This is a genomic window from Opitutus sp. (assembly GCA_024998815.1).
Lineage (GTDB): Bacteria > Verrucomicrobiota > Verrucomicrobiia > Opitutales > Opitutaceae > Rariglobus.
In genome coordinates this window covers 857810-873869 of sequence record JACEUQ010000001.1, presented here as the reverse complement: position 1 = coordinate 873869, position 16060 = coordinate 857810, and the positions used below count along the sequence as shown (strand labels likewise).

General features: G+C 60.5%; 14 protein-coding genes and 3 tRNA genes. 13 read left to right on the top strand and 4 right to left on the bottom strand.

Annotation, left to right across the window (positions count from 1 at the left end):
• Positions 1–161 precede the first annotated feature (161 nt).
• The gene (locus H2170_03775; protein MCS6299206.1) at positions 162–1442 is read left to right on the top strand and encodes a DUF4338 domain-containing protein; all 1281 of its coding nucleotides are present in this window, start codon (positions 162–164) and stop codon (positions 1440–1442) included.
• The gene (locus H2170_03770; protein MCS6299205.1) at positions 1430–1924 is read left to right on the top strand and encodes a hypothetical protein; all 495 of its coding nucleotides are present in this window, start codon (positions 1430–1432) and stop codon (positions 1922–1924) included. The genes H2170_03775 and H2170_03770 overlap by 13 nt, the downstream gene beginning before the upstream one ends.
• Positions 1925–2034: 110 nt before the next feature.
• Here H2170_03770 and H2170_03765 read toward each other — a convergent pair whose 3' ends face one another.
• Complete coding sequence (locus H2170_03765; GenBank protein ID MCS6299204.1) at positions 2035–3645, bottom strand: GTP cyclohydrolase; 1611 nt, start codon at positions 3643–3645, stop codon at positions 2035–2037.
• Between the two features lie 73 nt (positions 3646–3718).
• Here H2170_03765 and H2170_03760 point away from each other — a divergent pair, with 73 nt between their 5' ends.
• On the top strand, positions 3719–4603 hold the full coding sequence (locus tag H2170_03760; GenBank protein MCS6299203.1) for an amidohydrolase: 885 nt from the start codon (positions 3719–3721) through the stop codon (positions 4601–4603).
• 246 nt (positions 4604–4849) lie between these two features.
• Here the strand turns inward: H2170_03760 and H2170_03755 are convergent, their stop codons facing one another.
• Entirely contained in the window at positions 4850–5347 is a 498-nt protein-coding gene (locus H2170_03755; GenBank protein ID MCS6299202.1) for a hypothetical protein, read from the bottom strand.
• 199 nt (positions 5348–5546) lie between these two features.
• Here H2170_03755 and H2170_03750 point away from each other — a divergent pair.
• Positions 5547–5622 (top strand) — tRNA-Ala (locus H2170_03750).
• 480 nt (positions 5623–6102) lie between these two features.
• Positions 6103–6177 (top strand) — tRNA-Thr (locus H2170_03745).
• Positions 6178–6244: 67 nt separating this feature from the next.
• Here H2170_03745 and H2170_03740 read toward each other — a convergent pair.
• The gene (locus tag H2170_03740) at positions 6245–6913 is read right to left on the bottom strand and encodes an LON peptidase substrate-binding domain-containing protein (protein ID MCS6299201.1); all 669 of its coding nucleotides are present in this window, start codon (positions 6911–6913) and stop codon (positions 6245–6247) included.
• A gap of 167 nt (positions 6914–7080) precedes the next feature.
• Here H2170_03740 and rpsU point away from each other — a divergent pair, with 167 nt between their 5' ends.
• Both rpsU and H2170_03730 read left to right on the top strand, forming a co-directional pair.
• Complete coding sequence (gene rpsU, locus H2170_03735) at positions 7081–7278, top strand: 30S ribosomal protein S21 (GenBank protein ID MCS6299200.1); 198 nt, start codon at positions 7081–7083, stop codon at positions 7276–7278.
• A 188-nt stretch (positions 7279–7466) separates the two neighbouring features.
• Positions 7467–8357, top strand: a complete 891-nt coding sequence (locus tag H2170_03730) for a sugar phosphate isomerase/epimerase (protein MCS6299199.1) — start codon at positions 7467–7469, stop codon at positions 8355–8357.
• 201 nt (positions 8358–8558) lie between these two features.
• On the opposite strand, the gene H2170_03725 is transcribed toward H2170_03730, so the two are convergent.
• A complete protein-coding gene (locus H2170_03725; GenBank protein MCS6299198.1) occupies positions 8559–9692 on the bottom strand; it encodes an A/G-specific adenine glycosylase in 1134 nt (377 codons plus the stop codon).
• Here H2170_03725 and H2170_03720 point away from each other — a divergent pair.
• From H2170_03720 to H2170_03695, 6 genes are all read left to right on the top strand, one after another.
• Positions 9691–10707 carry a ribonuclease HIII gene (locus tag H2170_03720; protein ID MCS6299197.1) on the top strand — a complete coding sequence of 339 codons (1017 nt, stop codon included), beginning with the start codon at positions 9691–9693 and terminating at the stop codon, positions 10705–10707. The two genes, H2170_03725 and H2170_03720, sit on opposite strands and share 2 nt — an antisense overlap.
• Before the next feature lie 24 nt (positions 10708–10731).
• Entirely contained in the window at positions 10732–11496 is a 765-nt protein-coding gene (locus H2170_03715) for a ribonuclease HII (protein ID MCS6299196.1), read from the top strand.
• A gap of 29 nt (positions 11497–11525) precedes the next feature.
• Positions 11526–12707, top strand: a complete 1182-nt coding sequence (locus H2170_03710) for a PAS domain-containing protein (GenBank protein MCS6299195.1) — start codon at positions 11526–11528, stop codon at positions 12705–12707.
• A gap of 184 nt (positions 12708–12891) precedes the next feature.
• On the top strand, positions 12892–14319 hold the full coding sequence (locus H2170_03705) for a sigma-54-dependent Fis family transcriptional regulator (GenBank protein MCS6299194.1): 1428 nt from the start codon (positions 12892–12894) through the stop codon (positions 14317–14319).
• A gap of 208 nt (positions 14320–14527) precedes the next feature.
• Positions 14528–15394, top strand: a complete 867-nt coding sequence (locus tag H2170_03700) for a substrate-binding domain-containing protein (GenBank protein ID MCS6299193.1) — start codon at positions 14528–14530, stop codon at positions 15392–15394.
• 60 nt (positions 15395–15454) lie between these two features.
• Positions 15455–15530, top strand: a tRNA-Gly gene (locus H2170_03695).
• Positions 15531–16060: the final 530 nt, after the last annotated feature.

The window sequence follows — 16060 nt, the reverse complement described above, 5'->3', positions numbered from 1 at the left end:
CGCCGATTCATTGAACAGCTAAACACCTGAATACTAACAAAGGAGCGGAATAAGCGGAACAAGCCCCGTGAAATCATTTTGGCTGGCCTAAATGATACCCGCCGAAACGAACCCGTCGCCCCCCCCCCCCCCCCCAAGGGGAGGGGATTTCGCTGCGCCACTTGCAGGTGCAGGTGCTAGACAGCCCCGAGTTAAACGCCCGAGCGCAGGGGCTGCTTGAGGAGCATCACTATCTGGGCGCAGTAAGGCCGGTGGGCGAGCGGCTGCTGTACGCGGTGAGCGATGCGCAGGGCACCTGGGTGGCGGTGCTGGTGTTTGCTGCGGCGGCGTTGCACCTGCGAGGGAGGGAGGCGTGGATTGGCTGGAGCGGCGAACAACGTCGACGCCGACTGGCGCTGGTGGTCAACAACGTGCGTTTTCTGCTGCTGCCCAAGCCGGCGGTGTCCCACTTGGGCTCGGCGGTATTGAGCCGGGTGCTCGGCCGGCTCAGCGCCGACTGGCAAGCGCGTTACCAGCATCCCGTGCTTGTGGTCGAAACCTTCGTCGACCCCGAGCGTTTTACGGGAAGTGTATACAAGGCATCCGGGTGGACCGAGTTGGGCCAGACCAAGGGCAACACGCGTAAGTCGCGCGATTACTACGAGCACCACGCCAAGCCCAAGCGGCTGTTTGTGCGCGAGCTGGAGCCCCGGGCCCGGCGAGCTCTTCAGGCAGGGCAAATCAAACCCTCGCTAGCTGCGGTGGAGGCGAAAGTTCCGGTGCGAAGTACCCTGAAGGTCCCCGATTTAATCAGCCTGGCGGAGGCCTTCCGGCAAGTGCCTGAATACCGCGCCTACATCGGGGCCTATCCCTTGCACGCGCTGCTGGCGATCACGGCGGCGGCCTATCTGGCCGGAGCGCCACGCGGCCAACGTGACCTGGCCGCCTTCGCCCGCCGACTCTCCTCCAGCCAACGCCAAGCCCTCGGGGTGATCCGCCGCCGCGGCAAATACGGGGCACCCAGCCAGCCCACCTTTAGCCGGCTGTTCGCCCGTGTGCAGGCCGCGCGTATCGAGGAGGTTTTGCTCGCTCACCAACGTCAGGTGCGAGGCGAGCCCCCCCGACAGCGAGATCGTGGTCATCGACGGCAAAGTCCCCAAGCACAGCGGCGGACAAAACGTCGTGACCGCAGTGACCTCGCCGAGCCTGTTCTATCTGGGCAGCGAGGTCATCGCCGAAAAAAGCAACGAGATCCCCGCCGCCCGCGCCCTGTGCGAGAGGCCGATTTGGTCGACAAACTCGTGCGCCTTGACGCCCTGCATACCCAGGCGGACACCGCGCGGGCGATCGTACTGGAGCACGGCGGCGACTACCTGTTCACCGTCAAAGGCAATCAGCCCGGCCTGCAGAAAATCGTAGCCGCGCAAGTGCCCGATCCGGGCGCCCCTTTTTGGACCCGTTAAAAGATCCCGCTGCCGAGCAACGTACCACCCAGGAAAAGAAGCACCCCGTGACGCGCACCCTGGTGGCGCGCGAGTTGAGCGCGGAAAGCGCCTGCTTCCCCCTGGTGGCGCAAGCCGCGAGAACCTGCCGAAAACGCCACGGCAAGCCCACCGAGACCGTGGCGCTGACCACCAGTCGCCCCGCCGCCGAGTTGACTCCCGCCCAATGGCTGGAGGTCAACCTTGCGCACTGGGGAATCGAAACCGCTTTGCATGCCCGCCTCGACGCCTCGCGCCAGGATGATCGCTGCCGATTACGCCGCCCGAACGCGGTTTCTATCCACGGTATGTTCAACCGCTGGGCCAATAGCCTTTTCATACACTGGCGCGGCCAACGCCCCCAAAAACATCACCTTTATACCTCCGACTTTCTCGCTCACATGTCAGAAAATCATGACCGTCGCGCGCTCCGCGCCCTTACCTCGCTAAACTTCCCGCTATGAATCGGCGCTGGAATTTGGCCAAAGATTGTCGAATTTGTCTTGATGTCGAGATGCGACGACGAAACAACGAATGTAGGGGCGCGTATACATGGGCGGGCGCACCGCCGATGTCAGGAGCTGTGGCCTGCGTTTGCAGCGTGAATCGGCGTCTCGTTATCGAGGAAAATCCAGCGCTCCACCTCGACTTTGTGACGATTGAGCGCCTCGGCGTATTCAGGTTTTTTGACCAAGCTGTCGGGCGAGTTCATCACCATCTGTATCCGATCGTTGGGGATGTGGTGCTTGAGCAGCACCAGCGAGGCATCGTAGTCGCGGCTGTCGTAGGCGATGCCAAGCTTGCGGTAGGCGTCGTCCGAGGAGCAGGCCTGATGGGTTTCGGCCATCATCGCGTCGGTTGCAAAAGCGCCGAAGCCGGCCCCGCGCCCGTCGTTGTGCAGGAGTAAAAGCGCGCCGCTGCCATAATTGATGATGTGTTTAACCGACTGCTTGAGTTTGTCGCGGTTCTCCATCGTGCACAGCGGGAAACGGTTGAAGAGCGACTCGCTGTGGATGCGCACCACCGGGCTGTCGGCGGGGGTGGGTTTGCCGTGGGTCAGCACGACGACGTCCTCACTCGTGACGATGTCGTAATACACGTGGACGCGGAACCAGTAGGGCGTAGTCAGCAGGTCGACCATCGGATCGTGGGGGTGCTGCTTTTTGAAAGCAGTGAGGTGGTCGACGGAGATTTTAACCAGGTAACGCTGGTCGCGGATGCGCTGGTAACCGAGCACGATGGGGCGCGGGCCCGACATGTAGTGCTCGATGGCGTGGTGTTTGAAGAGCGTTTGGAACTGCGCCTCGGTGAGCAAAATGTCGTTGTCCACCGGTTTCATTGGCAGGAAGTAACTGGCCGAATAGATGAAGCGTCGGGCTTCGGGAAGTGCGTAGGGTTTAAACGGCACGACGGGCTCGGGCGGCAGGGCGCGTTTGACCTTGGTGGCCGAAGGTCGCTTGAGGATGTGGCCACCGGCGGCCTTGGAGGTGAGGTAAGCCAGGTTGAATGGGCCAGGCTCGAATTCCAGCGCCTCGGTGCCGGCCACTTCGAGTCCCTGGGCGCGCAGCGCGTCGACTTTATCGGGATTGTTGGTCAGGACGGTGAAGGCGGCCTTGATCCCTAAAAGGTGGCAGATGTGGGAAATGCTCTCGTAGTTGCGATGGTCCTTTTTGAGCCCCATTGCCGCATAGGCCTCAAAGGTGGACAGCTGGTCGAGCGATGCCTGCACGAGCATGCGGTCGCGTGACTTACCGACGTAGCCCACACCACGTCCTTCCTGCATGAGATAAAACAGGATGCCACGGCCCTTTTCGGCGATGACTTTAAAGGCCCCCTCCAGCTGCTGCACGCAATCGCAGTCGCAGCCGCGCAGCGTCTCGCTGGTCACGCACGAGGAGTGGATGCGGGTGTGGAGCGTCTTGGCCTGCAGGATATCGCCGTGGCTGAGGGCGATGATGTAGTGCTTGTCGATCAGGTCTTGGAAAATGTAGGCGCGGAACAGGCCGAAGCGCGTGGCCAGCGGGCAGGTGGCCAAAAATAGCGTCGTCCCGTAAAGCGGGCGCTCGTCGATCATTTGCGGATTGGCCACGCTGCCGATTGCATGCTGAAGCTGCGCGATGAGCGCCGTGAAATCGGGCTCGGGGGTGTGGGGCAGGGCGGAATCAACCGGGTTTTTCTTGGGCATAACGGAGTTCGATGCGAGTGAGCGGATAACTTGCAGGTTGTCCTTGGCGGAGCAACGAACGATTTTTACCCCCATGCCGGTGATCGACGCCCATGTGCATTTGTATCCGCCTGAAGTGAACCGCGATCCGGCGGGGTGGGCCATCGCGCGCGGTGAACCGCAGTGGTCGCTGATGTGCACGCGCGTGCGCAAAGCGAGCGGCCTGCCGGTGCAGGGGTTTCCCTCGCTTGCCGAGCTGTTGCGCGATATGGATAAAGCGGGCGTGGACCGCGCCGTCTTACTGGGTTGGTATTGGGAAAACAATGCGAACTGCGTCGCGCAAAACCGGTTTTACGCCGAGTGCGTGCGCGCCCACCCAGACCGCTTGTCGGCGTTCGCTACCGTGCACCCGGCGGCAGGGGCCGATGCATTGGCCGAGATGCACCGCGCGCGGGACGCGGGGCTGATCGGCTTGGGTGAACTCTCGTCGCATGCGCAGGGCATTGGGCTCGATGATCCGCGCTGGCGGGCTGTGCTCGGGTTGGCTGGCGAGTGGAGCTGGCCGGTGAACCTCCACGTGACCGAGCCGGAGTCCCGCACCTACCCGGGGCGTGTGGAGACTCCGCTGGTTGATTTTATCGCCCTGGCGACCGCGTTTCCTCAGGTGAAATTCATTCTAGCTCACTGGGGCGGGCGGCTGTGGCGTGCCGGCGGAGCGTGGCCGGCCAACGTCTGGGTGGATACCGCAGCGGCGCCCTTGCTCTACGCTGCTGATGCCGGAATCTGGTCCGAAAGCATGGCTACGGCTGGTGCCGGGCGAGTGCTTTGGGGGACCGATTACCCCTTGGTTTTATATCCGCAAACGAGCGGAATTGAAACGCTGCCAGGGTTCTTGGCCGAGGCTCGAGCGCGCGTGACGAGCGAGGCGCAGGAAGCGGTTTTAGGCGGCAACGCGGCCCGGATTCTAGGCGTCGAATAGCCGAGCTGCGGGGGGGCGTAATGGTGCGGGCGATACGAATCAATGGCGGGCCCTGACGCTTACCTGTTGGACGCGGCAGTGTTAAATTCCGCCCATTAAAAACCCCAAGTGAGGCGGGCCTCAATTGGGGTTTTAGACGTACGGCGGATTAACGACGTGAAGCAGTGTTAATTCCCGTTACGTGGGGCCAGCGGGGTTAACCGTGTTTGCGGCGGTTTGGATAATCGCTGAGCTAATCCACTCAGATTAGAACGCGGGGGTGACAGTCACGCTGGAACCGGAGTTCGATTGGAAGTCTTCGCCCACGGACCAATTAAAGTCATTGATCAGGAATTTGTAGACGATGGGGCTGGAGGCGGCGGGCAAGGCGATTTCCCATTTGTCATCGGCGACGCTGGCGAGGGGAATGCCGCTATCCCAGCTCAGGCCGGCGCCTTCACCGCGGACATACAGGGTGTTGCCGAAACCGACATCGACCAAAGCGGTGATCACGGTGCCAGCGGCTTTCTTGGCCGGGGCTTTAACACCAGGGGCGCTGGCGGCAGCGGCCTTGGGTGCCGTCGCTTTGACCGCTGCAACAGCGGGACGTTTAGCGGCTGTGACCGCGGGTTTTGCGACAGTTTTGGCTGGCGCTTTTTTGGCGACGACGACCTTGGCGATCACAACTGGGGCCTTCGTCTTGGCGGGCTTGGCCTTAGGCGCAGTTGCCGTTGCTTTGGTGGTTTTGGGCGAGGCTTTCTTCATGATGATGATTGAGTGAAGGTTATTGAAATTCGAAGGTGGACTGTTCACGACCGTGATCCCGCTTCAATAGCAAATTAAGGACCAATTGGCAGACACGCGCAGAATTAACTGGTTCTTAAGCATGAAAGAAGGAGCCGCTTCCCAAAAATGATGTTTACTCGTGAATGCAGGCTGTGCAGAAAAAGCTTACTTGGTTCTTGGGGCAGTAGCTCAGTTGATAGAGCGCGTCGTTCGCAATGACGAGGTCGTGAGTTTGATCCTCATCTGCTCCACCAAGATCTGTCGAGGCACGGCCACCAGATTAGTAGTAACTTGAGCGTTGATTTCCGCGGATGGTTTCTGCCCCGCGGCAGAGATGCACTTTTTCCGTCTCGGCTCTGACGGTGATGGGGTGCTCCGACTAGAGGGTGGAGTGCTATTAAGGCAGTAGAATTATCACCCGCTGATGAACGCTACGGTACGCTGCTTCGCGGCACTCTGTATCCCACCAAAAACAATAACGATGTATGGCGTTTGCGCTGAAACAGGGATGCGCCGTTGTTAGACTTTGGCCGTATGGTGTGAATTTCGTCTTGCTGCGGTTGGAAAACCGCCCCTAGTAGCGAACTCCCTCCTGCCTTCTTTGGCGAAAGGGAAGTTCTTTGCCTCGTTTGTAGTGTTAACTCACTGAGTTTTTCTTTTGGCCGGTTGATCAATTTAACCGAGCGATAAGGGCAATTCAGGGCGTAAACCAAAGGTCGGGGCAACTCATGTTAGCCGATGTAGCTCAGTGGTAGAGCAGCGGTATCGTAAACCGCAGGTCGTCGGTTCAATCCCGACCATCGGCTCCAGTGTTTTAGCTGGTAGCCTCTGCACCCCGTGCGGTATTCGTGGTGCCGATTGGCTAATTGCCGCGCTTCAGTTGTTCGCTATGCCGTCGTCGGCCAGGCCGCCCTGAAGTTTTAGCCGCAGTTTGATCAGGTCGATGTTGGCCCGGATCTCTTCACTGAGTAACTCAAGTCGGCGGTGGACGCTGAGCGTTTCGAGCAGCTTTTGTTTCAAGCGCACGTTTTCACAGAAGTTGAAGGCCGCTAAGTCGACGAATGTCGCAGGGTCTTCTACGGTCTTTTCGAAACGGGTGAGTTGGTTGGTCGGTTCACCGCTCAGGCGAAGGCGGGTGGCGATCAGGCGCGAGAGGCGCGCACGCAATTTGATGTTCTCTTCGAACATGGCGCCGGGATCACTATCCAAAGCACGGATACGCACGGCGCGATACGGCTCGTTGCGCACGATCTCATGGATTTCAACCCGGCTCAGGCCCTGCAAAAGCAAGTTGGCGGTGCCGTCTTTGCTTTCCTGGCAGGCCCGTATTATGCCGAGAGTGGCGATGCGGTGCGGGGGTTCAAACACACCGGATTTTCCCGAATCGAGGCCTGCAACCGCGAAGAGCCGATTGGTGGCCAGCACATCGCGGAGCATTTCCCTGTAGCGCGGCTCGAAAATGTGGAGAGGGAGCATCGCTTGGGGAAAAAACGCGATGCGCGGGAGCGTCATCAGCGGGAGTTCCTCGGGGATTACGATTTCCATGTCCATGGCGGCGAGCGTGCGGCGGACGTGAGGGAAATCAACTCCTGCCCGAATAAAACCAGCCCTTAAATAGAATAGAATGCATTCCGTGAAAAAAGCCATTGACGCCGCCGCCTGCGTTTGACCTATTCCTCGACTTTTCCGCTAAAACCCACGCCAATTTCATCATGCCAATCGAAATCAAGATCCGCAAAAACGAGCCGGTTGACCGCGCCCTGCGCCGTCTGAAAAAGAAGCTCGAGCGCGAAAACATCATCAAAGATGTCCGTGCTAAGCGCTATAACGAAAAGCCCACCGAGCGCCGTCGTCGCAAGGTGAAGGTCATGGCCTTCACCCAGATGCTGCGCGACCGCCATTCCAAGTAAAAGTTTGCCTCCGGGCGGCTGTTTTAAAAACCGCGTCGGCCGAATTCTTTCGGTCTGCGCGGTTTTTTTGCGCACAATTTTTTGCTTCAGGCGCGACTGATTTGTGCCGTTATTAACTCCTCGTGGAAAAATCCTCGCTAGCACTTTCAACATGCTGGAATTCGTACCGTCACACCGATGGTTACGCGATGCTGCGCGAGATAGCGGATCTGGGGTTCACCCATGCCGAACTAAGCCATGGCATTCGCATCGTTTTGTTGCCAGGGGTGATTCGTGCGGTCGAGGAGGGCGTCATCAAAATCAGCTCCACGCACAATTTTTGTCCCTTACCGACGGGGATCACGCAGGCGGCCCCCAATCTGTTTGAGCCCTCCGTGAGCGATCGCCGCGAGCATGAGCAGTGGTTACGCCACACCAAGCGCTCCATTGATTTCGCCCAACAGGTGAAATCCCGTGTGCTCGTTCTGCACCTGGGGAGCGTGAAGTTTTTCTGGTTCAATCCGGCGCACAAACTCAAGAACTTCGTCCGCGACAATCCGACTGCCTCGGTTCCCGACGACAGGCATTACCAGTACGTTTTGGCCAAGTCATGCGCGCGGTTGCGTTCGAAAATGGGGCCCTTTTGGCAACAGGTTCAACGGAGCATTGAGGGGATTCGCACCTACGCTCTGGAGCGCGGCATCAAGCTCGGGTTTGAGAATCGTGAAAAGTTTGAAGAGTTACCCCTCGATGACGATTTCGGCGCATTGCTTGCCGGGTTGTCTACGCCGCACTCAGCAGGCTACTGGCACGACACCGGCCACGCTGACATCAAACAAAGCATGGGCATGCTCGAGCAGCGTACCCACTTGGAGAAAAACGCGGCGCAACTCCTCGGCTTCCACCTGCACGATGTCACCGCCGACGGTAAGGACCATCAACCGATCGGGGCGGGTCGTATCGACTTTAACATGATCAGTGGTTTTTGGCGTCCCGAGCACCTCCTTACCTTGGAGCTGAGTCCGCGCGTTCAGGCCGCGGATGTTGTCTCCTCCAAGGCCAAGATCGAGGCGTTGATCGCGGCGCGTTTCGGCGCCTGAGGGTTAAGCCCGTTCGGATTGGGCAGGAAGTAAACTTGATGTTGTCTGATTGAGCTCTGAGGTAGTGCGGTGCTTTAGCCCGCAGGTTTGTATCGCATTCTTCACACAATCGCAGATGCGGGCTGAAGCACCGCACTACTTTCGATCCGACACTTTAAATGCTACTGACTAATAGTGGTGACTGTAGCCACGCGGCGCTCGCTACGGCGCTGTGGCCAACAGTTCCGAGACCCAGCGGCGGTGCGGACCCGAGAGCGTTATCGTTGCCAGTTCCTCCATCGTCACCCACACCAACCCTGTTCTTTCCAACGTGCCGAGCGGCAGTTTGGCCGCCGGAACCGCGTAGATATTCTCAGTGATGGCGAAGCGGGTGATGCCGCGTTTTTTCGTGGCGATCGGCGTGGCGCCAGCGAAAAAAAACTCACCCAGCCCGGCGTGTTCGAGCGCGGGTAACTCGTGCAGATTGGCCAAGCGACGGGCGTCGCCTGCGGTGCGGTGCAACAGGAGTTTACCTTGGTGGCGGCACCACAACCGCGTCACCGCAAGGTGTTCTATCAGCTTTGGCGCGAGTCGCGGGTAAAGCTCCGGCTCTCCGCGCCGGTTGGCGGCGCAATACGGGCGCACCGGACACACCGTGCACAGCGGGGTGCGGCGGTGGCACACGGTGGCCCCGAGTTCCATCATCGCCTGGTTGTGGTCGCCGGGCTCGGCGCGGTTGAGCAAGGCGTCGGCCAGCGGGGCGAGCGCCTTCGAGGCCGCCGCGCTGTCGCGAAACGCGGTGCCGTCGGCGGTAAGGCGCGTGAGGATACGCACCACGTTGCCGTCGACCACCGCCGCCGGCGCGCCGAAGCTGATGCTGGTGATGGCCGCCGAGGTGTACGGGCCGATGCCCGGCAGCTCCAGCCAGGCTTCGCGGGTGCGGGGCGGAGAGGGGCGGGCGACCAAGGCGCGCGCCAGTTTGTGGAGATTGCGCGCGCGGGTGTAGTAACCGAGGCCTTCCCAATTTTTCACCACCTGATCCTCGCTCGCTGCGGCCAGCGCGGCGAAGTCGGGGAAAATTTCCAGCCACCGCGCGAGGTACGGCAGCACGGTTTTCACCTGCGTTTGCTGCAACATGAACTCGCTGACCACGGTTTTGTAGAGCGAGGGCGCGTCCCGCCACGGCAAGGAGCGCCGGTGGTGGCGATACCAGCCGAGCAGCTCGCGTTGAAATTCGGTGGTTTGCGGTATCAGGGAGTCGGGCACGGGAAAGCTTTCAGAAGGAGCAAAACCCCGCGCTAAGCCAGCGAAGATTCTTTTTGTCCTTTGGCCGCTTTTGGTGGCCAATGCTGCCATGTTCAAAAAGCCGGACGCCGACTCCGACCAACCCAAGAAGCTTAGCAGTTACACGATCAAACTGGATGACACCCAGATGGAGCGGTTGCGGGCGATTTGCGAGGCGCGCCACTGGACCGCTTTCCCGGTCGCTTACACCCGCTTTGCCTACAAGGCCGAGGCCCTTAAGCTCAACCTCACCGCATACACCAGCGGCAAGCTCGTCCTCGCCGGCAAGGGCACCGAGGACTTCGTGCGCGATGTGCTCGAACCCGAGGTGACCCAGGCGCCCAAACTCGGCTACGACGAGGTGCTCAATCCCGATTGGTTCGAGGCCCACGCCGGCCTTGATGAAAGCGGCAAGGGGGACTTTTTCGGCCCGGTGATTGCCGCCACCGTGATTGGTCAGAAGTCGATGATCGAGGCCTGGCGCAAGGCCGGCGCGCAGGACTCTAAAAAAATGACCGAGGGTAAGATTCTGGAGCTCGACCACCTCATTCGCACCACGCCTGGTGTCGCGGTGAAGGTCTGTTTTTGCGGCATGCCCAAGTACAACGAGCTGATGGCCCGCCCCCGTGCCAATCTCAACTTGCTGCTGGCTTGGCTGCACGGCACCGCGCTCTCGCAGGCGTTGGCCGAAAAACCCGTCAAGTGGGGCCTGCTCGACCAGTTCACCGAACAGCCGCTGGTGCAGCGCGAGTTGGTCAAAAAGAAGGTGGAAAACTTCGAGTTGCGCATGCGCACCAAGGCCGAGTCCGACCCGGTGGTCGCCGCCGCCTCGATCGTGGCCCGCGCCGAGTTTGTCCGCCAAATGAACCAGCTGTCCAAGCACGTCGGTTTTAAACTCCAAAAGGGCGCTGGCCCGCTGGTGAAAAAGCAGGCCCTCGACATCATCAACCAGCTCGGCGTCCATGCTCTCAAGGACGTGGCCAAACTCCATTTCCGCACGGCCTACGAGGTGGTCAAGGATGCCGGTAAACTCGACGAACTCCCGCTGCCTGAACCGAAGGAACGCTTCGGTTTCGGTCGCGAATAAATCCTCATCGCACTCGACCTTCGTATGCCAGTAAAACGACGCCAACTCCGCGCTTTCGATCTTAAGCAGATCGCGGGTTTTTCCCAGTTGATCGGGGTGGATGAGGCTGGGCGCGGCGCGCTTGCCGGGCCCGTCGTGGCCGGCGCGGTGATGGTGACCCCGGCGTTTCTGGAGAGCCGTTGGGCGGACGAAAACGTGCGTCGCATCAATGATTCCAAGCAGCTCAGCGCCAGCGAGCGTGACGCGCTCTGGATGGATTTTGATGCCCTGATGGCCGAGGGCGCGATTCATGCCACCTATGGCGTCGCTGACGTGGCCGAGATCGAGCAGTGCAACATCCTTGGCGCCACCAAACTGGCCATGCGCAGGGCGCTGGAGGGCATTTATCCCCCGCAGGCTTTTGCTGCATCGCCCAAGGAGCCCGATCTGTTTTCTACGCCTGACGAGGTCGCCGCTTATCAACCGATGGTTTCGGCGCGCATCCTCGTCGACGGGTTGCCGCTTAAGCATTTCCCGTATCCGCACCAGGGCCTAGTCGGCGGCGATGGGCGCTCGCTGTGTATCGCGATGGCCTCGATCATCGCCAAGGTCACGCGGGACCGGATGCTCACCGAACTGGACGGCAGTTTTCCCGGTTATGGTTTTGCCCAACACAAGGGCTACGGTACCGAGGAGCACCGTGAGGCCGTGCTCCGGCAGGGGCGTTGCCCGCAGCATCGCGAGATGTTCCTGCGCAAACTGCTGGCGACCCGGGTGGACCCGGGTCAGGTCGATTTATTCGCCGATTAACCTCCCGCAGTGTTGAAACTTTTATCCCAATGGCCGGCATAAAAAACACCTCGCTTGATCGTGTGCTGGGGCGGCTCGACTCACTCGATCCGACCAATCTGGCCAATCTGGTGCAGCGCCTCGCGCGCGAGCGCAGCCAGTTCGAAAACGTGTTTAACACTCTGCAGGAAGGCGTGCTGGTCATCGACGCCGACGGAGTGATCGATTACGCCAACGCCGCGGCACATCGCCTCATCGGTCAGACTTCCGACGACCTCACCGACAAGGTGCTTTGGCGGCTGGTGCCGGGGTTGCGGCCCTCCCTGGAGGCATCGTTGGCCGACCCCTCGCCCGCGTTGCCAGTGGTGACGCGCGAGATCGAACTGACTTACCCCGAGCTGCGCACGGTGCGCCTGTACATGGTGCCGTTTTCCAGCGAGGGCGACGGGCCGGAGCGGCGCTTTACGGTTATCCTCACCGACATCACCCGCGACAAAAAGACCACCGAGGCGCGTATCGAGGATGAGCGTACGTCGTCGATTTTGTTGCTGGCTGCGGGGGTCGCTCACGAGTTGGGCAATCCGCTCAATTCGCTCACCATTCACCTGCAGTTGATCGAGCGCCGGTTGAAAAAGCTCAAGATCAGCGCCCGCGACCAGGAGACCGCCTCGCTCGCCGAGTCGATTCGCATCTGCCAGGACGAAGTGCTGCGGCTGGACGGCATCGTGACGCATTTTCTGGAGGCGATTCGGCCGCGTGCGCCCGATTTGGCCGAGACTAATCTGGGCGAGGTCATTGAGGAAGTGGTGCGGTTCCAAGAACGTGAATTGGCCGATCGCTCGATCCGCGTGGAGGCGGCCATCGCGCGGGATTTACCGGCGATCATGGCCGACCGAAATCAGCTCAAGCAGGTGTTTTTTAACCTCATTAAAAACGCGATGGAGGCCATGCAGCCCGGCGGCGTGCTGCGGCTCAAAACCTACGCTGACGATGACAGCGTGTACTTGCTGTGCGGGGACACGGGCAGCGGCATCAAACAGGCCGATCTGGTGAAACTGTTTCAGCCCTACCACACGACCAAGCAGGGCGGCAACGGGTTGGGGCTGATGATCGTCCAGCGCATCATGCGCGAGCACGGCGGCCAGGTCGGCGTGGAGAGCAACCCCGGGGTGGGCACGGTGGTCACCCTGCAGTTCCCGCTCAAAAACCGCCGCGTACGCCTCTTGCAGTAATGGGGGGCGCGACGGATGTGAGGCTGGATTCGTCGGCGTGGCCTTGCGCGTGAGCGCAGGGATGTCGAGTTGGCGGGGCTTGGCTGACAGGTGGGATGCCCCTGCGCTCACGTCCGGGGCCACAGGCGCGCGAAGGATTGCGCCGGCGCCTTGACCAAGCCGCGCTTACGCGTGTTATAGCGCCATGCTTTCCAGCGTGCTCATCGTCGATGACGAGAAACACACCCGCGACGGGCTCCGCCAAGCCCTCGAGGAGGACTATGACGTGTCCGTGGCCGCCAGCGCCGAGGAGGCGTTTAACCAACTCGAATCACAGGAGTTCGATGTCGTGCTCACCGACCTGCGCATGCCCGGCAAGTCCGGTCTAAAGGTCATCGACCGGGCGCTGGCGCTGCCCAACAAGCCGGCGGTCATCATGATGACCGCTTACGGCAGCATCGATACCGCTGTCGAAGCAATGAAGCGCGGCGCCGTCGATTTTTTGACCAAGCCTGTGAATATTGAGCGGCTAGAGGTGCTCATTCTGCGCGCGCTCAAGGCCCGCACACTGGAGGTGGAGGTCAAACAGCTTAACGAGCGGCTGGACGAAAAGTTCAACATCGAGGGGCTCATCGGGCACTCCGATAAGTTGAAAACCGTGATTGAGCGGGTGCGCCTGGTGGCGCCCTCCAAGGCCACGATCCTCATCGACGGCGAATCGGGCACGGGCAAGGAGCTGATCGCCCAGGCGATTCATCAGGCCAGCCCGCGGGCTCGGGCACCGTTCATTGCGGTACACTGCGCCGCGCTTTCGGAGAACCTGCTGGAGAGCGAGGTTTTTGGTCACGAACGCGGGGCTTTTACCGGCGCGATGGAGAAGCGAGTGGGCCGGTTTGAGGCGGCGGATACCGGGACGCTTTTCCTTGATGAAATCGGCGAGATCTCGGCGTCCACGCAGGTCAAGCTGCTGCGTTTTTTGGAGACCAAATCGATCGAGCGGGTGGGCGGCTCCAAGCCGATCGCGCTGGATGTGCGGCTGGTGGCGGCGACCAATCGCGATTTGGAAAAAATGGTTAGGGAGGGGAAGTTTCGCGAAGACCTGTTTTTCCGCCTCAACGTGGTGCGTGTTACCCTGCCGCCGCTGCGGGAACGCCCCGACGACATCCCCCTGCTGCTGGCGCATTACCTTCAGCATTTCGCGCAGGAAAACGGTGTTCCCTCGCTCTCCATCGAGCCCGGCGCGCTGCGTTATCTGCAGGCTTATCCCTGGCCGGGTAACATCCGTGAGCTGCGCAATTTCACTGAGAACGCGGTGGTGCTGCACCGGGGCGCCAAGTTGACCGAATACGACCTGGACGCGCGTTTTCGGGGCGAACGGCTCGCGTTGCCGGCGCCAGCAGTTGGCCCTGTTGTCGCCGCCGATCCATCGGGTGCGGGCTCCGGTGTGGTGACCACGCGTCCCTTTAATGGCGCCTCCCTTTCGGTTGAAGAAAACGAGAAGCGGTTGCTGCGGGAGGCGCTTAATAAGGCGCGAGGAAACCGCACTCAGGCAGCGGAATTGATGGGGATTAGCCGGCGCACGCTGCACCGCAAACTCGCGCAGTGGCCCGAGCTCGACGTGATCGACGGCTGAGACGGGCGGTCGAGTATCCACGTGCCCCCGTGGCCTTGCGCGTGAGCGCAGGGTGTATTTTGGGGAATCCCTGAGCGCACGCTCAGGGCCACGCGGTCGAGTGAACGAGTGCCCGTGGCCTTGCGCGTGAGCGCAGGGTGGGTGGGGTGCGACTGGCTTAGGGGTTGCCTCAGCAGGGGGGCGATATTTCCTCCCAATTACTAAAACCATGCGACCCCTCTCGTTATTACTGGTTACTGCCCTGAGTTTGTCGGTGAGTCGCGCCGAGGTGCGACTCGTTGGCTCCGACCTATTCGGTAAGGAATTTGCCCCTGCGCTGGAGGCGTATTCGCAGCGCAACGACCTCGGGCTTAAGCTGAAGCTCGAGGGGAGTCGAGCTGGCATGGAGAAACTTGAAAGCGGGCAGGCCGACCTGGCGCTGGTGTTTTTTTCACCCAGCGAGAAACTCCCCGAGGCGCCTTATGTTGCCTGGCCGGTAGCGTACCAGACGGCGGTGGTGGTGGTGCCGACGGCGTTGCCGCTCACGCAGATCACCTTTGAGCAGCTGAACATGATTTATGGCGACAGCGCGCAATCGGGGCTGAAGCGCTGGAAGGACCTCGGGGTTGCCGGCGATTGGGCGCATCGCAACATCCTGCCCAACCTGCTTGGGGCGAGCGGCGGGCTGACGTATGATTTATTTCGTTACACGGTCTTGGCCGCTCCTTCGTTGCGGCCCACGGTGGGGGTGCAGTCGAGCATGGCGGAGAGCATGACGCGTATTCTTGGCGAGGAGGGCGGGGTGGCGGTGCTACCGCTGCTCCCGGCCAACCAGCCGCAGTTAAAGGCGCTTTTGGTTGCCAAGGGCGGGGCCGACGTGGCCTTTGGGCCGACGGCCGACAATCTTTACACGGGCGACTACCCGGTTCGCTTACCGGTGTATTTGGTGTTTCGCAAAGATGCGGCCAAGCGCCTGCAGTCGACGGTGCATTATTTGTTGAGTGAAGACGCCGTTCCCCTCTGGGAGAGCGCGCAGTTGGTGCCCCTGCCGCTGCGCATTCGCAACCAGCGGATCTTCGATTTGGAGGTGCTTTAAGATTTTTTAAAAAAGCTATTGACGAACGGGTAGGAAATTCTTGTTCTCCACCTCTCTCACGCAGGCGTAGCTCAGTTGGTAGAGCACCACCTTGCCAAGGTGGACGTCGAGAGTTCGAGTCTCTTCGCCTGCTCCATTTTAAGGGATAGCCCTGTAACCCAAAAGGTTACAGGGCTTTTTGTTTCTGGATGCTGGCTCACTCCTAAAAAAGCGTGCCTGCGCTCCTAAAAGTCCGCCATTGAACGCAGAGAATCAGTGAGGGCCAAAACAGGTCCTAAGGCTTCTCGTTCGTTGCAGAACGATGGCTGACCGGAGCCATCTGCCATAACGAACCATAGTTCGCCTCCACGCGAAAAGGCGCAAACCAGACGAACTCGTTGATGAAGCTGGTGGTCGGGCCCACCGATACCCTTATTACTGATGAGGCCCCCCCCAACAGAACTGACGAAACCCTAGTGTTACGAATTTTTGCCCGACGCTTCCCCCGTCCCCGTGTGTAGAGGGAATGCCCGCCAGAACCGACAAAACCCCTCGTCGCCCCGTCGGGGCACGAAAAAGCCCGGCGGGTGAGGCCGAGATGGTCGAAGACGGCCGGAGCGAGGAAACAGGAAAAAATACGCCCGCGCCCTTGCGCTCGTTTTACAATCTCAACGGCACGATTTTGCC